Raw genomic sequence first — 21463 nt, 5'->3', positions numbered from 1 at the left:
CCTTTCGCCGAAGTCAGGAACGACCAGGTGTCCGCGGTAAGCGCGGTGGCGAACTCGCCGGGCCCGTTGACCATAGCGCTGCGGACAGAGCAATCGGTGGTGGTCCTGACCGTGGCCGGTGTCCTGGCGGGCGCCAATACCGAGGCGCTGCGCGACGGCATCGTGAAGGCCACCCTCGCCAAGCCCGCGGCGGTCATCGTCGATATCAATGGACTGCGGGTGCCGACGGAGTCGGATTGGTTGGTCTTGCTCGGCGCACGCTGGCAGGACGGCGCCCGGCCCGACGTGCCGATCCTGCTGGTTTGCGCCAGCCGCACCCGCCGCGACGCCATCGCGCGCACCGGTGTCGTCCGCTTCATGCCGGCTTACACGAACGAAAAAGGGGCGAAGAAGGCTCTCGCCCGGCTGACCCTCCGCGACGTCCGGCATGCTCAGGCGCGCTTGCCCGCCAGCCTGACCAGTCTTCGGGAGTCACGCCGGCTGGTGCGCGAGTGGCTGACGGCCTGGTCGTACCCCGGCTTCATTCCGGTCGCGTTGGTGGTCGTCAACGTCTTCCTGGAAAACGTTCTGAAACACACCGGAAGCGACCCGGTTGTCCGGGTCGAATGCGATGGAGCGACGGCCACCGTCGCGGTGTCCGACGGCGCCGGGGCACCCGCCGCGCGGTTGCCGTCCCCACCCAAGGGCACGGACGTATCGGGGCTGGCGATCGTCTCGGCGTTGTCCCGCGACTGGGGCAGCACCCCCACCTCGTCGGGCAAGACGGTCTGGGCGGTCATCGGGCCGGAAAACCAGCTGTAAACCCCTACGTACGGGCCCCCGCTGCGGACCCAACTAGAACACGTTCTAATGTCGTGTTGTTGCCCGTCGACGGAAGGTTCAGGCCGTGCGGTTCAGCTTTGCGGAGTCACTGACCGACCCGTCGTTTTACATCCCCCTGGCCAAGGCCGCCGACGAGGCCGGCTACCACAGCATGACGATCGCCGACAGCCTCGCCTACCCCTTCGAGTCCGACTCCAAGTACCCGTACACACCGGACGGCAACCGCGAGTTCCTGGACGGCAAGGAGATCATCGAGGCCTTTGTGCTGGCGGCGGCACTGGGCGCGGTGACGACGAACCTGCGGTTCGACTTCTTCGTCCTCAAACTGCCCGTCCGGCATCCGGCGCTGACGGCCAAGCAGGCGAGTTCATTGGCGGTGCTCACCGGCAACCGGTTGGGACTCGGCGTCGGCACCAGCCCGTGGCCGGAGGACTACGAGCTGATGGGCATCCCCTTCACCAAGCGCGGCAAGCGGATGGACGAATGCGTCGCGATCGTGCAGGGCCTCACCACCGGCGACTACTTCGAATTCCACGGCGAGTTCTACGACATTCCCAAGACCAAGATGAGCCCGGCCCCCACCAAGCCGATCCCGATCCTGGTCGGCGGGCACGCCGACGCCGCACTGCGGCGCGCCGCGCGCCTGGACGGCTGGATGCACGGCGGCGGTAGCGACCCGGAGGAACTCGACCGGCTCATCGCCCGCGTCAAGAAGTATCGCGAGGCAGAGGGCAAGACCGGACCGTTCGAGATTCATGTCATCTCGATGGACGCCTACACCGTGGACGGCATCAAGCGGCTCGAGGACAAGGGCGTCACCGACGCCATCGTGGGCTTCCGTTATCCCTATATCAACGGAGCCGATCCCGAGCCGCTGGATGCCAAGATCCGTCACCTGGAACGGTACGCCGAGAAGGTGATGTCGAAAGTCTAAGCTTCACAGCGGATCCCACGTCGGCGCGCGCTTTTCCATGTGCGCCTTGGCGGCCTCAACCGGGTTATTGGTGAATCCGCTCAGGCGACGACAGCTGCCGCTCCAGTCACGGGCAGATAGGGGTGTGGACTTTTGTCCACCTACGCGCGACAGCGGTAGCTGTCGGCGGCGCCGCGCGAAGTTTGTCGCGGATAGCCGGACAAAACTGTGCCGCGGAGTCAACGCCCTGACTCCGCTCAGAAACCGGTTGTGAGTTGTCCATCGGAGCTGCGTCTCCCGGCGATGTCGGAGACTTAGGCGGAGCGTTTGGCCAACCAGTCCGCCTGCATGGTCAACAGCCCCAGCACCTCCTGCTGGGGAATCTCGGGATCAAGTTCGCGGTAGCGCTGGTAGACGTTGACGACGACGCGTTCGGCGTCCAACCACCTGGCGTACTCCCCGAGGTCGATGTCTTCAGCGGCCTCGGTCCAGGACAGACCCTTGCGGTAGGCGGCCTCGGCTTGGTCGGCGACGTGCGCGAGGTAGCCACGGACCGCCCGGATTCCGTCCGGATCGGTGACCGGGCCGTGGCCCGGCACCACGATCGGCGCGTCCAGCGCGATCATGGCATCGCACGCCGCGATCCAGTTGTCGATCGGGCCGGCCCAGACGATCGGCGTGCAGCCGATGAACAGCAGGTCCCCGCCGAACAGCACACCGGCATCGGGCACGTGCACCACGGAGTCGGCGGCGGTGTGCGCGGGACCCAGGTTCAGCAGCTCGACCCGCCTGCCGCCCACGTCGATGGTCAGGTCGCGGTCGAACGTCAGGTCGGCATTGCGGACCTTGATGCCACTGAAGTCGAAGTGGCCGAACCGTTCTCGGGCGTAGGGGCTCGCGACCGGACCCAGGTTGCCGGTCTGCGCGATGGCCAGCATCTCGGGCGCCATGCCGTGCTCGATCTCCTCGGCCGTACCCGTCGCGGCGATAATCCGCACCGATGCGTCGAGCAGTTGATTGCCGTGGGTGTGATCGCCATTGGAGTGGGTGATCAGCGCGTCGGTGATGGGCGCCCCGTCGGTGATCGGCTTCATCCCGGTGAGCATTTCGCGCGTCAGTGCCAGGTCGAACAACGTGTCGACGAGCAATGACGCGCCGTCTCCGGCGACCAGCCCGGCGTTGCTCCAGCCGTAGCCACCATCGGGCAGCGTCCACGCCCACACCCGCTCGGCGACCTCGTGCAGCCCGCGGGTATAGGGCACCTTCGCGGACGCCCGATTGACCCGAACGGGGGCGGGGGCGGCGTCCGGATTAGGCCTGGGGGGCAGCGGAATTGGCGCGGCCGACGCACGCACTGTTTGCCGGGTCTCGCCGAGCCCCTCAACCCGCAGCGTCACGACGTCGCCGTCGTGCAGCCAGCCGGGAAACGATGCCGGCGCGGTCAGGCTGAGGTGCTCGACGAGCGTGCAGGTGGGCACCGTGCCCGAGCCGATGACGTCGCCGGGACGCAGTGTCACCCCCCGCGAGGCATAGGAAATGACTTCACCGAAGCTCCAATCCATCTGGCCGGTCGACCCCGATCCGATCACGGTGTCGTTGACCAGTGCCGTCACCCGCAGGCTCAGCTTGCCGTCGCGCCGGTAGGGCTCCAGCTCGTCGGGAGTCACCAGATACGGACCCAGCGTCACGCCACTGTCCTTGCCCTTGGCCTGACCGATCCCCAGCTGACCCTCCAGCTGCTGCAGGTCGCGCGCCGACCAGTCGTTGAAGATCATGTAGCCGATGATGGACGCCTCGGCCTGCTCGACCGACAGGTTGCCGCCGGCCGCTCCAATGACGGCCGCGATCTCCAATTCGAAGTCCTGCCATGCGCTTCCGGGCGCCATCGGAGCGTCGTCGTGCGGACCCAGAACCGTTGCCGGACAGGCGAAATAGAACGCCGGGATGCGGTACCAGGCGTCGGCAAGCACTCGTCCGCCACCCGTCACGGCCTGGCAGTTGCGCATGTGATCCAGGAAGCACAGCGAGTCGCGGATCGACGGGGGCCGCGGGATCGGCGCGGCCAGCGACACTTCGCCGAGGCTTACCACCGCAGCCGGCGATCGCAAGGCCTGCTCGCCGGCGTCGCGCAGTGCGTCGGCGCCACGGCCCACGAGTTCCAGCAGCGTCACTCCCGGGGGCACCGCCCGGATGGTCCCATCGGAGAGCACTCCGACGCGTTCGCCCTCAGGGCTTCGATAGGTCACCCATTTCATTCGCGTACCACCTCATTCGGATCCTTGTCGGGCCGCAACCCACGCCAACTCGATTGACGCAGCCGGTGATCCGGAGTCCATTCGCTGTACCGCACCTCACCCACCAGAACGGGCCGCACAAACGTCACACCCTTGGCGTCGCGGGCGGGAAGCGAAGCGTCAAAAGGAGATTCGTCGGTGCGCAACGGCGCCAGCGTCTTCTTCAGGCGCGCCAGATCGCGTTCGGTGAAGCCGGTGCCGACGCGCCCGGCGAAGTGCAACCCGTTTTCGCCGGGGATGCCCATGAGCAACGCGCCGATGCCGCTGCTGCGCCCACCCTCCCCCGCCCGCCAGCCGCCGATCACGACCTCCTGGGTGTTCCAGTGCTTGTCCTTGACCCACGACATCGAACGCCGGCCCGGTTGGTAGCTCGCGTCGCGCCGCTTGGCGACCACGCCCTCCCAGCACCGCTCCCGAGAGTGCTCGAGAGCCTCGGAACCATTACCCGGCAACAGGGCCGGGACAATGAGATCTGTTCCGCTGCTGAGTGTTTCCAGCAGTTTGCGCCGATCCGAGTACTTGGCCCGCAGCAGCGAGCGGCCATCCAGGTAGAGCAGGTCGAACGCCCAGAACTCGACGCGGGTCGCGCGGCCACGGTTCTGCATTTCGTTGAAGCGCGGCACGCCGGACTCGTCAAGCGCGACCGCCTCGCCGTCGAGAACCACATGGTGGTCGGCGAGATCGGCGGCCAGCGCGCGCAATTGCGGGTATTCCTTGGTGACGTCTCGTCCGTTGCGCGAGCGTAGCCGCACCGCGCCGTGATCGGCGTCCACCAGCAGCCGATAGCCATCCCACTTGGCCTCGAACGCCCACTGTCCCGCCTTCAGGCCCGCCACCGGACCCTCCGTGGCGAGCATCGGGCGCAGTTCGTCGAACTCGAAGACATTCTGGTCCTTCATCCGGTGCGCCAGCCACTGATCGCCGTTGGTCTGAATCAGCGCGTAGCGACCGGATATCCGGGTACCGTGCAACGTGACGATCACCTCCCCCTTTTCGCCGGAGTCATTGAACTTCTCGGTGTCGTAGGTGCCGGAGTCCCAGATGATCACCTTGCCGGCGCCGTACTCCCCCTTGGGTATGTTGCCCTCGAACGCCCCGTATTCCAATGGATGGTCCTCGGTGTGCACCGCCAGATGGTTCACCGATGTGGTTTCGGGCAGGTTTTTCGGCACGGCCCACGACACCAACACACCGTCACGTTCCAGCCGGAAATCGTAGTGCAGCCGGCGGGCGTGGTGCTCCTGGATTACGAATGTATTGCCCTGGCCGGTAGCCGGTTTCGCACGGGGCACAGGCTCGGGTGTCTTCGCGGCGTCCCGCATGCTGCGGTACTTGGTCAGCCGGTCCGGTACGGGTGAGTCGGCGTCCAAGTCACCGAGTAGGTCACCGTCGCGGGCGACCCGGGCCAGCACCTCGTCGTAGTTCAACTGGCGCAACGCGGGGTCGTCGAGTTCCTCCCAGACGCGCGGCGCGGCGACCGTCGGATGTTCCCGACCGCGCAACGAATACGGCGCGATTGTGGTCTTCGAGCCGCTGTTCTGGCTCCAGTCGAGAAACACCTTTCCCGCCCGCAGGCTCTTGGTCATGGTTGCGGCAACCAACTTCGGCATCGCCTTTTCCAGTTGCTGGGCAACGCGTTTGGCCAGCACGGTGGCCCCCGTGCTGCTCACCGGCTCAGCCAGCGGCGCGTAAAGATGCAGACCCTTGCTGCCGCTGGTCAGCGGGAAGGTGGTCAGCCCGATGTCGGCCATCAGATCCCGGACAGCGCGGGCCACGTCGGCGAGCTGGGCCATGGTGACGCCGTCGCCGGGATCCAGATCGAACACCAATCGTGTTGCCGGACCGGGCTTTAACTCCTCGCCGCTGCGCCTCCACTCGGCGACGAACCGCCACTGCGGCACGTGCACCTCGAGGGCCGCCTGCTGCGCGATCCAGGCCAGCCCGGTGACGCTGTCGATGATCGGATAGGTCGTCGTGCCGGACCGGTGGGTCACGCTGGCGCGGGGCAACCAGTCGGGCGCTGAGGACGCCAGTTGCTTTTCGAAGAACGAGTCTTGGTCGACACCGTTGGGCCAGCGCTTGCGCGTCGCCGCCCGCCCGGCGATGTGCGGCACCATCACCTGCGCGATGCCGGTGTAGTACTCAAAGACGTCCCCTTTTGTGGTCCCGGTCGCCGGATACATCACCTTGTCGGCGTTGGTCAGCTTCAGCCGCGGCTCCGAGCCCATGCTGACAACGTAGTCTTGTCACGCAGAACCACCCCAGACCCAACCGGATGGGCTCGCCTGGGCATCTCACGCCGGGTGGTTGAGCGGTTTGATTGCATCGTCGCGGCACAATGGCAACGCTGGAGTGCATGAGTTCGCGCGCACTGGTGATCGGTGAAGCCCTGATCGACATCGTGGCGGGGCAGGAGCACGTCGGTGGCAGCCCACTCAACGTCGCCGTCGGGTTGGCCCGGTTGGGCCGACATGTCGACTTCCTGACCCATATCGGCGACGACGCCCGCGGCCGGCGCATCACCGACTACATCAAAACATCGGGGGCGCAACTTGTTTCGGGAAGCAGCAGCGCCACCCGCACGGCGGCCGCCGTCGCGGCAATCGCCGACGACGGAGCGGCCAGCTACGCCTTCGACCTGGACTGGAAACTCTCCGGAACGCCGCCGGTCGCGCCGCCGGTGGTGCTCCACACGGGCTCGATCGCCGCGGTGCGCGACCCGGGATGCCTGGCGCTCGCCGCGCTTGTCGACGCCTACCGCGTATCGGCCACGATCAGTTTCGACCCCAACGTGCGTCCGTCCGTCATCGAGGACCGGGACCTGGCCCTTGAGCGCATCGAGCACCTCGTCGAGCGCAGCGGTGTCGTCAAGGTCAGCGAGGAGGATCTGAGGTGGCTCTACCCCGAGCATGAACCGGCGCAGATCGCCGCAAGTTGGTTGGCGTCGGGACCGGCGATCGTTGCGCTGACCATGGGTGAGCGCGGCGCGCTGGCGTTCAGTGCGGCCGGCGAAGCCGCTGTGCCGGCGCGGCCCGTTCGGGTGGTAGACACCGTGGGGGCCGGCGATGCGTTTATGGTCGGCCTGCTCGACACGCTCTGGAGTCTCGACCTGTTGGGCGCTGACCGGCGCGACCGCCTGCGCCGCATCGGGCTGGACTCCCTGACGTCGGCGCTCGAGACGGCGGTCGCGGCCTCGGCTCTGACCATCGCCCGCTCCGGCGCCGACCTGCCCGACCGTGCGACTCTGAGTGGCCAATCCTACACCGCGCCTTAGGCTTTCACCGTAAACACAGCCATGCTCGAACGGCGGCGCCAGTGTGAAAATCAGATCTAAACCCGCGGCCACGTTACGACGGCGGGCACTGAGGGCATACTGACACAATGCGCTCCATCTGGAAGGGTTCCATCGCCTTTGGGCTCGTCAACGTCCCGGTCAAGGTGTACAGCGCCACACAGGACCACGACATCAAGTTCCATCAGGTGCACGCCAAGGACAACGGCCGCATCCGGTACAAGCGTGTGTGTGAGGCCGACGGCGAGGTCGTCGAATTCGGAGACCTCGCGCGCGCCTACGAATCCGACGACGGCCAAATGGTGGTGATCACCGACGACGACATCGCCACACTGCCGGAGGAACGGAGCCGTGAGATCGAGGTACTCGAGTTCGTCCCGGCAAGCGAAGTCGACCCCATGATGTTCGACCGAAGCTACTTTCTCGAGCCGGATTCGAAATCATCCAAATCCTATGTGCTGCTGGCGAAGACCCTTGCTGAGGCTGATCGGATGGCGATCGTGCATTTCACACTGCGCAACAAGACCCGGCTGGCAGCGTTGCGCGTCAAGGATTTCGGCAAACGCGAGGTGATGGTGATCCATACCTTGCTGTGGCCGGACGAGATCCGCGACCCGGACTTTCCGGTGCTGGACAAGAAGGTCGACATCAAGCCCGCCGAGCTCAAGATGGCCGGGCAGGTGGTGGAGTCGATGGCCGAGGACTTCAATCCCGACCGCTATCACGACACCTACCAGGAACAGCTGCAGGAGCTTATCGACGCGAAACTCGAAGGCGGAGAGGCATTTACCGCCGAGGAGCGGCCGAAGGAGCTCGACGAGGCCGAAGACGTCTCCGACCTGCTCGCCAAGCTGGAGGCCAGCGTCAAGGCGCGCTCGGGCAACGGGAAGGCGCCCGCCAAAAAGGCCCCTGCGAAAAAGGCGGCTGTGAAAAAGGCACCGGCCAAGAAGGCGCCCGCCAAAAGGGCGAAGGCGACTTCTGGATCCTGACGTTCTGACATCGACAGTGCACCGAAGTCACGTAAGCTCATCCTGCTGACCCCGAGTCTTCCGAGGAGTGTTCCGTGCAGGTCACTCGATCTGGTGTCGCGCTCAGCCTGCTGATGGCCGGCGCATTGGTGTTATCGGCATGCGGGGGCAATACAAAACCCACCGCGTCGTCGACCGGATCCAGCACACCCGCGGTGCCGGTGGCCTGCGGTGGCAAGAAAAAGCTCCAGGCCAGCGGCTCGACCGCGCAGAAGAACGCCATCGAACTTTTCGTCTACGCCTACATACACGCATGCCCCGGCTACACGCTGGACTACAACGCAAACGGGTCGGGCGCCGGAATGAAGGAATTCTTGGGCAATCAGACCGATCTGGCGGGCTCGGATTCGCCCATGGACGCGAGCAAGGGTGAGCCCACGCAGGCGGCACAGCGCTGCGGCTCGCCGGCCTGGGACCTACCGGTGGTGTTCGGCCCGATCGCGATCACCTACAACATCAATGGCGTGACCTCGCTCATCCTGGACGGGCCCACCGCCGCAAGGATCTTCAACGGCGCCATCACCCGATGGGACGACCCCGCGATCAAGGCGCTCAACTCAGGTACCAACCTGCCCCCGACACCCATTCACGTCGTCTTCCGCAGCGACCAGTCGGGCACTACCGATAATTTCCAGAAATACCTCGACGCGGCCTCCAACGGAGCGTGGGGCAAGGGCGCCGGCAAGACGTTCAACGGCGGCGTTGGGGAAGGCGCAAGCGGAAACGACGGCACGTCGGCCGCCCTGAAGCGAACCGACGGGTCGATCACCTACAACGAGTGGTCCTATGCGGTGGGTCTGCAGCTGCCCTTCGCCTCGGTTGTCACGTCGGCGGGTCCGGACGCGGTGACGATCAGCCCTGACTCCGTCGGCAAGACGATCGCCGGAGCCACGTTCAAAGGCCAAGGCAATGACCTGGTGGTCGACACGTCGTCGTTCTACAAGCCGACGCAGTCCGGCGCGTACCCGATTGTGCTGGTGACCTACGAGATCGTGTGCTCCAAGTATCCGGACACGTCGACCGGCACCGCGGTCAAGGCGTTTATGCAGGCCACGATCGGTGACGGCCAGACCGGATTAGACGACCAGGGATACGTTCCGCTGCCGAACTCGTTTCAGTCGAAACTGGTGCCGGTGGTGAATCAAATCAGCTAGTCAGGTGAACTCTCGGGGCGGCCGGTTCCTGTCTGTGTGCGAGAAGTGTGAATCTGTTGTGGGCGGCTCTGGGACGAATTACGGTGTCATCTACCAGCGGTTTCGGCGCGGCGCTCGTTCGTGTCGTTATCCGTGACAGCTTTGGCCGCCGGAATCAGACGACGGGCGAAAGGAGCGTCGACTGTGGAGGACACCGGTTCCCGGGTGGGGTCGACGTTTGGGCCGTATCGGCTGACCCGGCTGCTGGGCCGCGGTGGCATGGGCGAGGTCTACGAGGCCGAGGACACCCGCAAACGTAGGGTGGTGGCACTGAAGCTGATCTCGCCGCAGTACTCCGGCAACTCGGTGTTTCGCGCGCGGATGCAGCGTGAAGCCGACACCGCCGGCCGGCTGAACGAGCCTCATATCGTGCCGATCCACGATTACGGTGAGATCGACGGGCAGTTCTATCTCGAGATGCGCCTGGTCGATGGCGTCTCGTTGCGCAGCATGTTGACGCGATTTGGTCCGCTGAGCCCGGCGCGGGCCGTCGCAACTGTGCGCCAGATTGCCTCCGCGCTGGATGCCGCGCACGCCATCGGCGTCACGCACCGCGACGTGAAACCCGAGAACGTCCTGATAGCCCACAATGACTTCGCTTATCTGATGGATTTCGGTATCGCCCGAGCGGCCGCTGACCCCGGCCTGACGCAAAGCGGTGCCGCCGTGGGCACATACCACTACATGGCGCCGGAACGGTTCAGGAGCGGCAACGTCACCCATCACGCCGACATCTACGCGCTGGCTTGTGTCTTGAGCGAGTGCTTGACCGCGGCGCCGCCCTACAGGGCCGACACCGTCGAACGACTGATCGGCTCGCACCTGCTGGAACCTCCCCCCCGGCCCAGCCAGCTACGACCCGGCATGGTTCCGCAGGCCTTCGACCAGGTGGTCGCCAAAGGCATGGCCAAGAACCCCCAGGACCGATATCAGAGCGCCAGCGACCTGGCCATGGCAGCCCATGGCGCGCTCACCGCAAACGATCAGCACCAAGAGGCCAGGATCCTGCAGCGCGGCGCGGACGCGACTTTTCCGCAAGGCGGCGCCGGGGGGCGCAATGACCGAGGCGTGGAGCGCACCTGGACTAACTACGCTGGCGGGGCGGCCGCCGCCCAGGTACCGACCGGTTCGGAACCCGGCGTCTCCGGCCGAGAAAAGACCCCGCCGCCTGACCCTCCGCCGGCCACCGTAGGCGGAGGAGACAGCCTGCCGCCGCCAGCGGGATGGCCTTCAAATCCGGACCCGCCCCCGACGTGGGTAGGACCGCTGGCCGCGACCGCCAGCGGTGGCCAGAAGACGGAGCCGCCCCCCACGTGGGTAGGGCCAATGCCCGAAGCCGCTGGCAGTGCCGAAAGCCCACCGCCCCGCCCGTGGATGGGGCCGGTGCCGGTAGCCGCTGGCGGCGGCGGCCCACCGCCGACCCAGATCGCGCAGATCCCGCAGGTTCCCGCGAATCCGCCGAAGCCCCAGCAAAAACCCAACGCGGAAGTCGCGGAAGAGAAGCCCAAATCCCGCAACAAACGGAAGCTGTGGGCCGCCGTCGGGGCCGCCGCACTGCTGCTCGTCGCCGCCGTCGCCACCACCGGTTACCTCTGGACGCGCCACTCTCCCTCGTCGCCGACGCAAGCGACCGGACAAACCGTGCTGCCGTTCAACGGCCTCAACTTCAGGCTTTCCCCGGGCTCGGTGGCGGTGGACGGCTCGGGCACTGTCTATGTCACCAACACGAGCATGCGAGGGAAAGTGGTGTCGCTGGCCGCGGGATCCAACACCGCGACGGTGAAGCCATTCAACGGCCTTTACGAGCCGCAGGCGGTTGCTGTCGACGGGTCCGGCACCGTGTACGTCGCCGACTTCACCAACCGAGTGGTGAAGCAGGCCGCCGGATCCAACAGTGAGACCGAGCTGCCGTTCGACGGCCTCACCTTCCCGGAGGGTTTGGCGGTCGGCGCCCAAGGCGACGTGTATGTCGCCGACCGGGGAAAGAACCGCGTGCTGAAGTTGGCCGCGGGGGCCAAAGCCCAGACGGTGCTGCCGTTCGACGGTCTGAAGAATCCCGATGGCGTGGCGGTGGACAAAGACGGAAACGTCTATGTCACCGACACCGACAACAACAGGGTGTTGGAATTGCCATCCGGGGCAAATGGCCAGGTGGTGGTGCCGTTCACCAGTATCAGTGTCCCGTGGGGCATCGCAGTCGACAGCGCCGGCAATATCTACGTCACCGAACACGACAACAACACGGTGGTGGAGTTTGCCGTGGGCCCCAAAACCCAGAGCGTGTTGCCCTTCACCGACCTCAACACTCCGCTGTCGGTGGCGGTGGACAAAGACGGAAATGTCTACGTCGCTGACCGTGGCAACGAGCGGGTGGTGAAGTACACGCCGCCCGCCCGCTGAACCTCCGTCAGCGGCGCCGGGTGGCCAGCAAACGAAACACCCCGGCGAGCAGGTTGATCGCGGTGACCACCAGAATCAGGGTCAGCGCAGCGCCCCAAATCCGCAGGAACCCCGCGTGCTGGGGATTGGTCAGTTCGGTGTAGATCAGCAGCGGCAGTGACGCCATGTTGCCGTCAAAAATGTCAACGTTGATCGAGCGGCTGTAACCCACCAGCACCAACACCGGCGCCGTTTCACCGATGATCCGCGCGATCGCCAACAAGACGCCGGACAAGATGCCCGACATCGCCATCGGGACGACGATCCGCACGATGGTCTTCCACTTGGGAACGCCCAGCGCGTAGCTGGCTTCGCGCAGTTCGTCGGGTACCAACCTGAGCATTTCCTCGGTGGCGCGCACCACCACCGGAAGCATCAACAAGACCAACGCCAGCGAGACGGCGAACGCGCTCTGCCGAAATCCCAGCGTGGCGATCCACAGGCTGAAAACGAACAGCGCCGTCACAATCGAGGGCACACCGGCCAGCACGTCAACCATGAAGGTGGTCACCCGCGCCAACCGGCCAGTGCCGTATTCCACCAGGTACACGGCGGTCATCAGTCCCAGCGGCACCGCCAGCAGCGCTGCCACACCCGCCTGCACCAACGTCCCGTACAGGGCGTGGTAGATGCCACCGGCGAACTCTTCGGGCAGCACGCCGTGCAGGGAATGGGTCCACCAATCCGAGTGGATGACCGCACGCCAGCCTCGCCCGATCACGACCCACAACACCCAGACCAACGGGACCAGTCCGGCGATGAACGAGCCGAGGAAAAGCACTGTCGCAGCATGGTTTTTCACCCGCCGACGCATGCTCAAGGGGCGAATCACGTGAGCCTTGACGGGCCTGTCGAGCGCTTCAAGACTCATCCGTTGACCTTTCCGCCGGCGATGGCGCGAGCGCCCGCATTGACGACGAAGGTCAGCACGAACAACGCGAAGCCCGCGGAGATGTAGGCTCCGGTGGGTAGCGGTTCGCTGAATTCGGTTGCCGCGGAGGCGATCTTGGAAGCAAACGTGTAACCACCATCGAACAGCGACCAGTTCCCCGGACGCGCGGCCGAGCGCAGGATGATCAGCGCCGCCACGGTCTCACCCAACGCACGGCCCAAGCCCAGCATCGACGCGGCGATCACTCCGCTGCGTCCGAACGGCAGCACGGTCATCCGCACCACCTCCCACTTCGTGGCGCCCAGGGCCTGGGCCGCCTCGATTTGCAGACGGGGGGTCTGCCGGAAGACTTCGCGCGAAACCGAGGTCACGATCGGCAGGATCATTGCCGAAAGCACGACGCCCGCGGTGAAGATCGTGCCGCCGCCGGCCAGCGACACGTTGCCCTGCTTGAACAGAACCAGCCATCCCAGGTTGCGGTTGAGGAAGGCCGCGATCGGCTCGAGTTTGGGCGCCAGGACGAAGATCCCCCACAGGCCGAAGATGATCGACGGCACAGCGGCCAGCAAGTCGATCACCGCGCCGAACGGACGCGCCAGTTTTGCCGGCGCGTATTGGGTGATGAACACCGCGATCCCGAGGGCGACCGGCACGGCCAACACTAGGGCACATAGCGAAGTCAGCACGGTGACCATGAACAGGTCGGAGATGCCGAACGCCAGGTGCTTGGAATCGCTGGTGTCGAATTGCGCGCTGGTAAAGAAGTTCGCGTGGTTGGCGCGCAATGACGGGACGGCGCGCAGCAACAGGAAGATCGCGATCAGCACGATCGCGATCACGACAGTGGTGCCCGCGACAGTGGCCAGCGACTTGAAAACCGGGTCCCCCCAGCGCCTCGCACGCGCCCGATCAGCCAAGGGCGCAGGCCCGGTGGGACCCTGCGGCCCGACCAGCTCCTTTTGGGGCATTACAACGTCATCAGGCGATCGCGTTGACCGCGGTCGACAACCTCGACTTGAACGAATCCGGGATGGGGATGTACCCGTTGTCCCCCAAGCCATTCTGGCCGTCGCCAATTGTGCTCTGCAGGAACGCCTTCACGGCCGCACCGACACTGGCGTCGGGATATTTCGAGCAGACGATCTCATACGTCGCGAGCACAATCGGGTACGAGCCGGGCTTGCTGGGCTTGTAGAACGACACGGTGTCGAGCACCAGGTCGTTGCCCTGCCCGGTGATGGTGGCCCCGGCAATGGTCTGCCCGACGGTGTCGGTGCTGATTGCCACGGGATCGGGACCGGCCGAGGTGATGATCTTGGCCATGTTCAGATGCTGAGCCTGAGCGAACGACCATTCGTTGTAGGTGATCGAACCTTCGGCGGCCTTGATGGCTGCCGCCGTGCCGTCATTGCCCTTGGCGCCCTCGCCGACACCGCCCTTGAACGTCTTGCCGGCACCTTTACCCCAGGCGCCATTGGACGCCGCATCGAGGTATTTCTGGAAGTTGTCCGTCGTCCCGGACTCGTCGTTGCGGAACACGACGTGAATCGGCTCGCCGGGCAGCGTGAAGCCCGTGTTCAGCGCCTGGATGGCGGGATCGTTCCACGCCGTGATGGCGCCGGTGAAGATCTTGGCCAACGTGGGGCCGTCCAGAGTCAGCGCAGTCACGGTGTTGATGTTGTAGGTGACCGCGATCGGGCCGAACACCACCGGCAGGTTCCACGCGGGCGAGCCGCCGCAGCGCTGCTGCGCGGCGGCATACTCGTCCTTGCCGAGCGGGGAGTCCGAACCACCGAAATCGGTTTGGTTACCGTTGAATTCGCGAATGCCGGCGCCCGATCCATTGGGCGTGTAGTTCAGCGTCTGACCCGGGCAGGCTTGCTCGAACGCCTTGACGAACCGGGTCATCGCGTTGGCCTGGGCGGTCGACCCGCTGGACTTGAGTGTCTTGGTACCGCCGCAGCTCACTTTCGCCGCCCCGGTTCCCGTCGTGGTTGCACTTCCCCCTGTTGCGTTGTTGTCGCTGCCACACCCGGACAACGCCAAGACAGCGGCAACGACGAGGTTCAGCACCGCGACCGATCGGCTCATCTTCAATTCAGTTCCTCACAGTAGGTAGAACCAGATCCTTTCCGCCGCCGGTGGCCACCAGGTGCCGTGCAGGCGTCTTTCCGGCAGCCGGGAGTTTACGTGACCGGCAACGGACTGCCGTGATGGTTGCGCCCGCGGTGAAACTAGAACCAGTTCCGGTAGGCGTAGTCGGGGCTTGCTACCGTTCGCCGAATAGCCTACGACGAAAGGCCGCACATGATCCTCGACAGGTTCCGTCTCGACGACAAAGTCGCCGTCATCACCGGTGGCGGACGTGGCCTCGGCGCGGCCATCGCGTTGGCTTTCGCCGAGGTAGGCGCGGATGTCGTCATCGCTTCGCGCACGCAATCTCAGCTCGACGATGTCGCCGAACAGGTCCGCGCCACGGGCCGGCAGGCCTATGTGGCGGCCGCCGACCTGGCCCATCCAGAGGAGACGGCAAAGCTGGCCGCTCAGGCCGTGGAGGCTTTCGGAAAACTAGATATCGTCGTCAACAACGTCGGCGGCACGATGCCCAACACGCTGTTGACCACTTCGACCAAGGATCTCAAAGATGCCTTCACCTTCAACGTCGGCACCGCCCACGCGTTGACCCTCGCGGCGGTGCCGTTGATGCTCGAGCACTCCGGCGGCGGCAGCGTCATCAACATCACCTCGACCATGGCCCGAGCACCCGGACGCGGGTTCGCGGCCTATGGCACCGCTAAGGCGGCGCTTGCGCAGTACACGCGGCTGACGGCCCTGGACCTGTGCCCCCGGATCCGGGTCAACGCGATCGCGCCGGGCTCGATCTTGACCTCAGCGCTGGACGTGGTGGCGTCCAACGACGAACTGCGCGAGCCCATGGAGAAGGTGACGCCGATGCGCCGCCTCGGTGATCCCGTCGACATCGCCGCGGCCGCAGTGTATTTGGCGTCTCCGGCGGGCAGTTATCTGACCGGCAAGACCATCGAGGTCGACGGCGGCCTGACTTTCCCGAACCTCGATCTGCCCATTCCGGATCTGTAAGGAGCCCCGCATGGCCATACCCGTCGTTCAGCTCGGCACCGGCAACGTCGGCGTGCACGCGCTGCGAGCCCTGATCACCAATCCGGAGTTCGAGCTCACCGGAGTGTGGGTGTCATCGGAGGCCAAGGCCGGCAAGGAGGCGGCCGAGCTTGCCGGACTTGAGGATTCGACCGGCGTGCGGGCCAGCACCGACCTGGACGCCGTGCTGGCGACCGGGCCGCGGTGCGCCGTCTACAACGCCATGGCAGATAACCGGCTGCCCGAGGCGCTGGACGACTACCGGCGGGTGCTGGCAGCCGGAGTCAACATCGTCGGCAGCGGACCGGTGTTCTTACAGTGGCCCTGGCAAGTGCTGCCCGACGAGCTCATCAAGCCGCTGGAAGATGCGGCGCGCGAAGGTAATTCGAGCCTGTACGTCAACGGGATCGATCCCGGCTTCGCCAACGACCTGCTGCCGATGGCACTGGCCGGCACCTGTCAGAGCGTCCAACAGGTGCGCTGCATGGAGATCGTCGACTACGCCACCTACGACAGCGCGATCGTGATGTTCGACGTGATGGGCTTCGGTAAGTCCATGGATGACATCCCGATGCTGCTGCAGCCCGGCGTGCTGAGCCTGGCGTGGGGGTCGGTGGTTCGGCAACTAGCTGCGGGACTGGGGATTTCGCTCGACGAAGTCACCGAGACGTTCGTTCGCGAACCGGCACCCGAGGATTTCGACATCGCATCCGGCCACATCCCCAAGGGCAGCGCCGCGGGCGTGCGGTTCGAGGTGCGTGGCATGGTCAACGGCGAGCCGGCCGTCGTGCTGGAACACGTCACCCGACTGCGGGAGGACCTGTGTCCCGACTGGCCGCAGCCCGCGCAGCCAGGCGGCTCGTACCGGATCGAGATCACCGGTGAGCCCTCCTACGCCATGGACCTCTGTCTGAGCAGCCCCAATGGTGACCACAACCACGCCGGACTGGTCGCGACCGCGATGCGGCTCGTCAATGCGATCCCGGCCGTCGTGGACGCGGAGCCCGGCATCTGCACCACTGTCCACCTGCCCCTGATCCCCGGTCGCGGGTTATACGTCCCCGTCTGAGCTTGGTGAGCCTTGGCTTGCTGGCGAATGGCGTCAGGATCCGATTGGGTTGGCTTGTGTCCAACGAGGAGAAGTCGCGCATTGCGCGTCCCAATCAGGCCGTACCCGGCGAAGTGGCTGCACCGACGCACTACGCCGAGCCCCATAGCAGCAGCACGGCTGGACGATTGAACTGGTTGCGCGCCGCGGTGTTGGGTGCCAACGACGGCATCGTCTCCGTCGCCGGCATTGTTGTCGGTGTCGCGGGCGCCACCCCCGCCCGTGGGCCGGTCTTGACCGCGGGGCTGGCAGGCCTAGTGGCCGGCGCGGTCTCCATGGCGCTGGGCGAATACACATCGGTGTCTAGTCAACGCGATAGCGAGACTGCATTGATGGCGAAAGAGCACCACGAGCTGCAGCATTTGCCCGACGCCGAGCTCTCCGAACTGGCCGCGATCTATGAAGCCAAGGGAGTATCGCCGCAAACCGCGGCCCAAGTCGCAAAGGAACTGACCGCCCACGATGCGCTAGCCGCTCATGCCGAAGCCGAACTCAAACTCGACCCGGAGAACTTGGCGAACCCCTGGCAAGCCGCCGCGGCCTCGGCGGCGTCATTCGCCGCGGGTTCCGTCCTTCCACTACTAGCGATCCTGCTACCACCAATCGCGTGGCGCGTCCCGGTCGCCTTCGCCGCTGTGCTGGTCGCTCTCGGCCTTGCCGGGGCCGTCAGCGCATACATCGGCGGCAGCCCCGTAGCGCGTGCGGTGGTGCGCGTGGTCATCGGCGGCGCATCGGGGCTGGCGCTCACCTACGGCGTGGGCCACCTCCTTGGCGCAACCATCACCTGACGGTCTCGCACCTCGTCGACGTCGAGGCAGCACCAAAACGTTCGGAACCAGCCGCTCGGCGCCGAGCGACGCGCTCCACCTTGGCCGCCACCCAGCAGAAGTGTTCGGTTATCCTAACTTTTTAATTCGGCAGGCAGCTCTTGCGACAGCGTCGCATGCGGATTGGGGATCGGACCATTGGCACAGGGCACCCAGGCATCGCTGAAAACGAGCTGGTATTTACTCGGGCCGGCGTTCGTTGCGGCGATCGCCTACGTCGATCCCGGAAACGTCGCCGCCAACGTCAGCTCCGGTGCGCAATACGGCTACCTGCTGCTGTGGGTGATCATGGTTGCGAATCTGCTGGCGGGGCTGGTGCAGTACCTATCGGCCAAACTCGGGCTGGTGACCGGGCGCTCGTTGCCCGAAGCTATCGGCAAGGACATGGGCCGTCCAGTGCGGTTGGCCTTCTGGGCGCAGGCCGAGCTGGTGGCCATAGCCACCGATGCGGCCGAAATCATCGGCGGCGCTATCGCTTTGCATATCCTGTTCCATCTGCCGCTGCTGGTCGGCGGGGTGATCACCGGAGTGGTGTCCTTGCTGCTGCTGGCGATCCAGGACCGGCGTGGCCAGATTATTTTCGAGCGGGTCATCACCGGGCTGCTGCTGGTCATCGCCATCGGTTTCGCGGCGAGTTTTTTTGTCGCCACGCCGCCGCCCGACGCGGTGGTCAGCGGTCTGGTGCCACGATTCCGCGGCACCGAAAGCGTGCTGCTGGCCGCGGCCATCCTGGGAGCCACGGTGATGCCGCATGCGGTGTACATGCACTCGGGACTGGCCCTGGACCGGCACGGCCATCCCGCGCCGGGTCAGCACCGGCGCAGGCTGCTGTTGGTCACCCGCGTCGACGTCGTGCTCGCGATGGCGGTCGCCGGCACCGTGAACGCGGCGATGCTGCTGGTCGCGGCGATCAACCTGCAGGGCTACAGCGTCGGCGCGACCATCGAGGGCGCCTATGCCGCCATCCACGCCACCCTGGGCCCGACGATCGCTGTCCTGTTCGCGATCGGCTTGCTCGCGTCCGGCTTGGCGTCCTCCTCGGTGGGCGCCTACGCCGGCGCCATGATCATGAAGGGATTGCTGCGCCGGTCCATTCCCATGCTGGTGCGGCGGTTGGTCACGCTTTGTCCGGCCCTGGCGATCCTGGCGATCGGTTTCGACCCCACCCGCACCCTGGTGCTCTCGCAGGTCGTGCTGTCGTTCGGTATACCGTTCGCGGTGCTGCCGCTGATCAGGCTGACCAGCAACCGCAAGCTAATGGGTGAAGACATCAACCATCCCCTCACGACGGTTGTCGGGTGGGCCGTCGGAGTGCTGGTTAGTCTGCTTAACGTGGTGCTTATCTGTCTGACCGTGGCGGGCTGAATGCTGGCGCGTCGGCATCCGTACTTCGCGTATGGGTCGAACCTGTGTGTGCGGCAGATGGCGAGGCGCTGCCCGGATGCGGCCGATCCCCGGCCCGCGGTCCTGGGTGATCACGACTGGCTCATCAACGAGCGTGGCGTAGCTACCGTCGAACCATTCGCCGGCAATCGCGTGCACGGCGTGCTCTGGCAGGTATCCGACGACGACCTGGCGGCCCTGGACAGCGCCGAAGGCGTCCCGGTGCGCTACCGGCGCGACCGGCTGACCGTGCAGACCCACCACGGGCCATCGGATGCCTGGGTTTACATCGACCACCGGGTGTCTCCGGGGCCGCCCCGGCCTGGTTACCTGCCGCGGATTATCGACGGCGCCCTGCACCATGGGCTCCCGCAACGGTGGATCGACTTCCTGCGTCGCTGGGATCCCACGCACTGGCCACACCACATATCGTCGAATGGGGATGGGCCACAGTCACTTTCAGCGTTGTTGAGTGAGCCCGGAGTGGTCGAGTCCAGCCGGCTACGGTCACGCTTCGGCTTCCTGGCCATCCACGGCGGCGGCCTGGAGCAGATGACCGACGTGATCGCCGAACGCGCCGCCGACGCGGCCGACGCGTCGGTGTATCTGCTGCGCCATCCCGATCGTTACCGACACCACCTGCCATCGGCCCGTTTCGACCCCGACGAATCCTCCTGCCTCGCCGAGTTTCTCGAGCACGTCGACGTTGCGGTGTCGCTGCACGGCTACGGCCGGATTGGACGCGGCACGCAGCTATTGGCCGGAGGACGCAACCGCGCGCTGGCCGGGCACGTGGCGGCGCACGTCGCGCTTCCCGGGTATCAGGTGGTCACCGACCTCGACGCCATTCCGCGGGAGCTGCGCGGCCTGCATCCGGACAACCCGGTTAACCGGGTGCGCGACGGCGGGACTCAGCTGGAGCTCTCCGTTCGGGTGCGAGGCGTAAGCCCGCGCAGTCCGCTCCCGGGTGTGGATGGCTTATCGCCCGTCACCGCGGCCCTGGTGCAGGGCTTGGTGACAGCGGCTCGCACCTGGCCCGATCGTTGAACGGAGGTTGTTGGTGGTCAAGGATTTTCGCTTCGGATTAAGTGTCCGCTTCATCAAATCCCGCGCGAAGTTGCAAGACTTGGCCAGGCGCGCCGAAGACTCCGGGTTCGATATCGTCTGTGTACCAGACCATCTGGGCGCCGCAGCCCCGATTCCGACGCTGACTGCGGTCGCCCTGGCCACCACAAGACTGAAGCTGAGCATGTATGTGCTCAACTCAGCGTTTTATAAGCCGGCATTGTTGAGCCGAGACCTCGAAGCGCTGGATCTGCTGAGCGACGGACGTCTCGAGATCGGGCTGGGCACCGGGTATGTCCGGGAGGAATTCGACGCCGCCGAGCTGCCCTATCCCAGCGCCGGCGCCCGGGTCGACTACCTCGAGCACATGACGAAGTACCTGAAGGAGCATCACCCGACGACCCCGATCCTGATCGCCGGCAACGGCGACCGGGTGCTGACGATCGCCGCCCGATACGCCGACCTCATCGGGCTGACCGGCTCCCGGGTGAAAGACGTCGAGGACCCAATGGCCGAGCGCGTCGAGTTCGTCCGGGCCGCCGCGGGCGAGCGGTTCGACTCGCTCGAGTTGAACCTGGCGATCACCGCGATGCCGCGCGTAGGCGAGAGCGCGCCGGATTTGGCGATGACTCGCAGGTATGCCTCGGGGTTGTCCGATGAGGAGTTACTGGCTCAGGCCTCGGTGCTTACCGGGTCGCCCCGCGAGATTGCCGACACGTTGTCGGAGTATCGCGACAAGTACGGGCTGACCTGCTTCACCGTGCAGGACAATCACCTGGAGAACTTCTCGAAGGTGATCGCGGGCCTGCGCTGAGCCGCTCGCCGTCCAAGGTCGCGGCTGTCCTGCCGGTAAGCTCAGCCCGTCCGCCCTCGTAGCTCAGGGGATAGAGCACGGCTCTCCTAAAGCCGGTGTCGCAGGTTCGAATCCTGCCGGGGGCACACTTGTCATGTCTCGGGACATCGTTGACGGGTGTCCCGAGACATGGTTTACACCTCTAGCCGGTTTTCGGGGCTGTTTCCGCATTTGACGCCGCGTGGTTGGTAGTCGCGGGTGGGGTCTAAGACGAGTTTGCGGATCAGTGTCCCGGTG

General features: G+C 65.7%; 17 protein-coding genes and 1 tRNA gene. 13 read left to right on the top strand and 5 right to left on the bottom strand.

Annotated elements, in window-relative coordinates; all coding sequences use genetic code 11:
* The first annotated feature begins 27 nt into the window (after positions 1 to 27).
* Positions 28 to 801, top strand: coding sequence for an STAS domain-containing protein (locus JO236_RS06915; RefSeq protein WP_293326552.1), 774 nt, complete (start codon positions 28 to 30; stop codon positions 799 to 801).
* A gap of 85 nt (positions 802 to 886) precedes the next feature.
* A complete protein-coding gene (locus tag JO236_RS06910; protein WP_293326532.1) occupies positions 887 to 1756 on the top strand; it encodes an LLM class flavin-dependent oxidoreductase in 870 nt (289 codons plus the stop codon).
* Positions 1757 to 2049: 293 nt separating this feature from the next.
* On the opposite strand, the gene JO236_RS06905 is transcribed toward JO236_RS06910, so the two are convergent.
* Both JO236_RS06905 and JO236_RS06900 read right to left on the bottom strand, forming a co-directional pair.
* Complete coding sequence (locus tag JO236_RS06905; RefSeq protein ID WP_293326529.1) at positions 2050 to 3990, bottom strand: fumarylacetoacetate hydrolase family protein; 1941 nt, start codon at positions 3988 to 3990, stop codon at positions 2050 to 2052.
* On the bottom strand, positions 3987 to 6257 hold the full coding sequence (locus JO236_RS06900) for an ATP-dependent DNA ligase (protein ID WP_293326526.1): 2271 nt from the start codon (positions 6255 to 6257) through the stop codon (positions 3987 to 3989). The genes JO236_RS06905 and JO236_RS06900 overlap by 4 nt, the downstream gene beginning before the upstream one ends.
* Before the next feature lie 128 nt (positions 6258 to 6385).
* Here JO236_RS06900 and JO236_RS06895 point away from each other — a divergent pair, with 128 nt between their 5' ends.
* The 4 genes from JO236_RS06895 (at position 6386) to JO236_RS06880 (ending at position 11942) form a co-directional block, all read left to right on the top strand.
* Positions 6386 to 7303 (top strand): carbohydrate kinase family protein, encoded by a 918-nt coding sequence (locus tag JO236_RS06895; protein WP_293326523.1) that lies wholly within the window; start codon positions 6386 to 6388, stop codon positions 7301 to 7303.
* Between the two features lie 107 nt (positions 7304 to 7410).
* Entirely contained in the window at positions 7411 to 8310 is a 900-nt protein-coding gene (locus JO236_RS06890) for a Ku protein (RefSeq protein WP_293326520.1), read from the top strand.
* 74 nt (positions 8311 to 8384) lie between these two features.
* Positions 8385 to 9503: a phosphate ABC transporter substrate-binding protein PstS gene (gene pstS, locus JO236_RS06885; protein WP_293326517.1), complete on the top strand. Its 1119-nt coding sequence runs from the start codon at positions 8385 to 8387 to the stop codon at positions 9501 to 9503.
* A 183-nt stretch (positions 9504 to 9686) separates the two neighbouring features.
* Positions 9687 to 11942: a serine/threonine-protein kinase PknD gene (locus JO236_RS06880; RefSeq protein ID WP_293326514.1), complete on the top strand. Its 2256-nt coding sequence runs from the start codon at positions 9687 to 9689 to the stop codon at positions 11940 to 11942.
* A 7-nt stretch (positions 11943 to 11949) separates the two neighbouring features.
* Here JO236_RS06880 and pstA read toward each other — a convergent pair whose 3' ends face one another.
* From pstA to pstS (JO236_RS06865), 3 genes are read right to left on the bottom strand one after another with little or no spacing between them, the layout of a single operon-like run.
* Positions 11950 to 12852: a phosphate ABC transporter permease PstA gene (pstA, locus tag JO236_RS06875; protein ID WP_293326512.1), complete on the bottom strand. Its 903-nt coding sequence runs from the start codon at positions 12850 to 12852 to the stop codon at positions 11950 to 11952.
* Complete coding sequence (pstC, locus tag JO236_RS06870; RefSeq protein ID WP_293326509.1) at positions 12849 to 13841, bottom strand: phosphate ABC transporter permease subunit PstC; 993 nt, start codon at positions 13839 to 13841, stop codon at positions 12849 to 12851. The genes pstA and pstC overlap by 4 nt, the downstream gene beginning before the upstream one ends.
* Positions 13842 to 13851: 10 nt before the next feature.
* Positions 13852 to 14964, bottom strand: coding sequence for a phosphate ABC transporter substrate-binding protein PstS (pstS, locus tag JO236_RS06865; RefSeq protein ID WP_416362175.1), 1113 nt, complete (start codon positions 14962 to 14964; stop codon positions 13852 to 13854).
* 216 nt (positions 14965 to 15180) lie between these two features.
* On the opposite strand from pstS (JO236_RS06865), the gene JO236_RS06860 reads away from it, so the two are divergent.
* The 7 genes from JO236_RS06860 to JO236_RS06830 all read left to right on the top strand — a co-directional run bounded on the left by JO236_RS06860 (position 15181) and on the right by JO236_RS06830 (position 21312).
* On the top strand, positions 15181 to 15972 hold the full coding sequence (locus JO236_RS06860; protein ID WP_293326504.1) for an SDR family oxidoreductase: 792 nt from the start codon (positions 15181 to 15183) through the stop codon (positions 15970 to 15972).
* Positions 15973 to 15982: 10 nt separating this feature from the next.
* The gene (locus JO236_RS06855) at positions 15983 to 17059 is read left to right on the top strand and encodes a diacylglycerol kinase (RefSeq protein ID WP_293326502.1); all 1077 of its coding nucleotides are present in this window, start codon (positions 15983 to 15985) and stop codon (positions 17057 to 17059) included.
* Positions 17060 to 17172: 113 nt separating this feature from the next.
* Positions 17173 to 17886 (top strand): VIT1/CCC1 transporter family protein, encoded by a 714-nt coding sequence (locus tag JO236_RS06850; RefSeq protein WP_293326550.1) that lies wholly within the window; start codon positions 17173 to 17175, stop codon positions 17884 to 17886.
* A 177-nt stretch (positions 17887 to 18063) separates the two neighbouring features.
* Positions 18064 to 19290 (top strand): Nramp family divalent metal transporter, encoded by a 1227-nt coding sequence (locus tag JO236_RS06845; protein WP_416362174.1) that lies wholly within the window; start codon positions 18064 to 18066, stop codon positions 19288 to 19290.
* Complete coding sequence (locus tag JO236_RS06840; protein ID WP_293326496.1) at positions 19291 to 20355, top strand: poly-gamma-glutamate hydrolase family protein; 1065 nt, start codon at positions 19291 to 19293, stop codon at positions 20353 to 20355.
* 7 nt (positions 20356 to 20362) lie between these two features.
* Positions 20363 to 21187 carry an LLM class F420-dependent oxidoreductase gene (locus JO236_RS06835; RefSeq protein WP_293326494.1) on the top strand — a complete coding sequence of 275 codons (825 nt, stop codon included), beginning with the start codon at positions 20363 to 20365 and terminating at the stop codon, positions 21185 to 21187.
* A 52-nt stretch (positions 21188 to 21239) separates the two neighbouring features.
* Positions 21240 to 21312, top strand: a tRNA-Arg gene (locus JO236_RS06830).
* Positions 21313 to 21463 lie beyond the last annotated feature (151 nt).

It is taken from the genome of Mycobacterium sp. (genome assembly GCF_019247635.1).
Lineage (GTDB): Bacteria > Actinomycetota > Actinomycetes > Mycobacteriales > Mycobacteriaceae > Mycobacterium.
The sequence above is the reverse complement of the archived record's forward strand: the minus strand, read 5'-3'. Positions and strand labels throughout refer to the sequence as shown.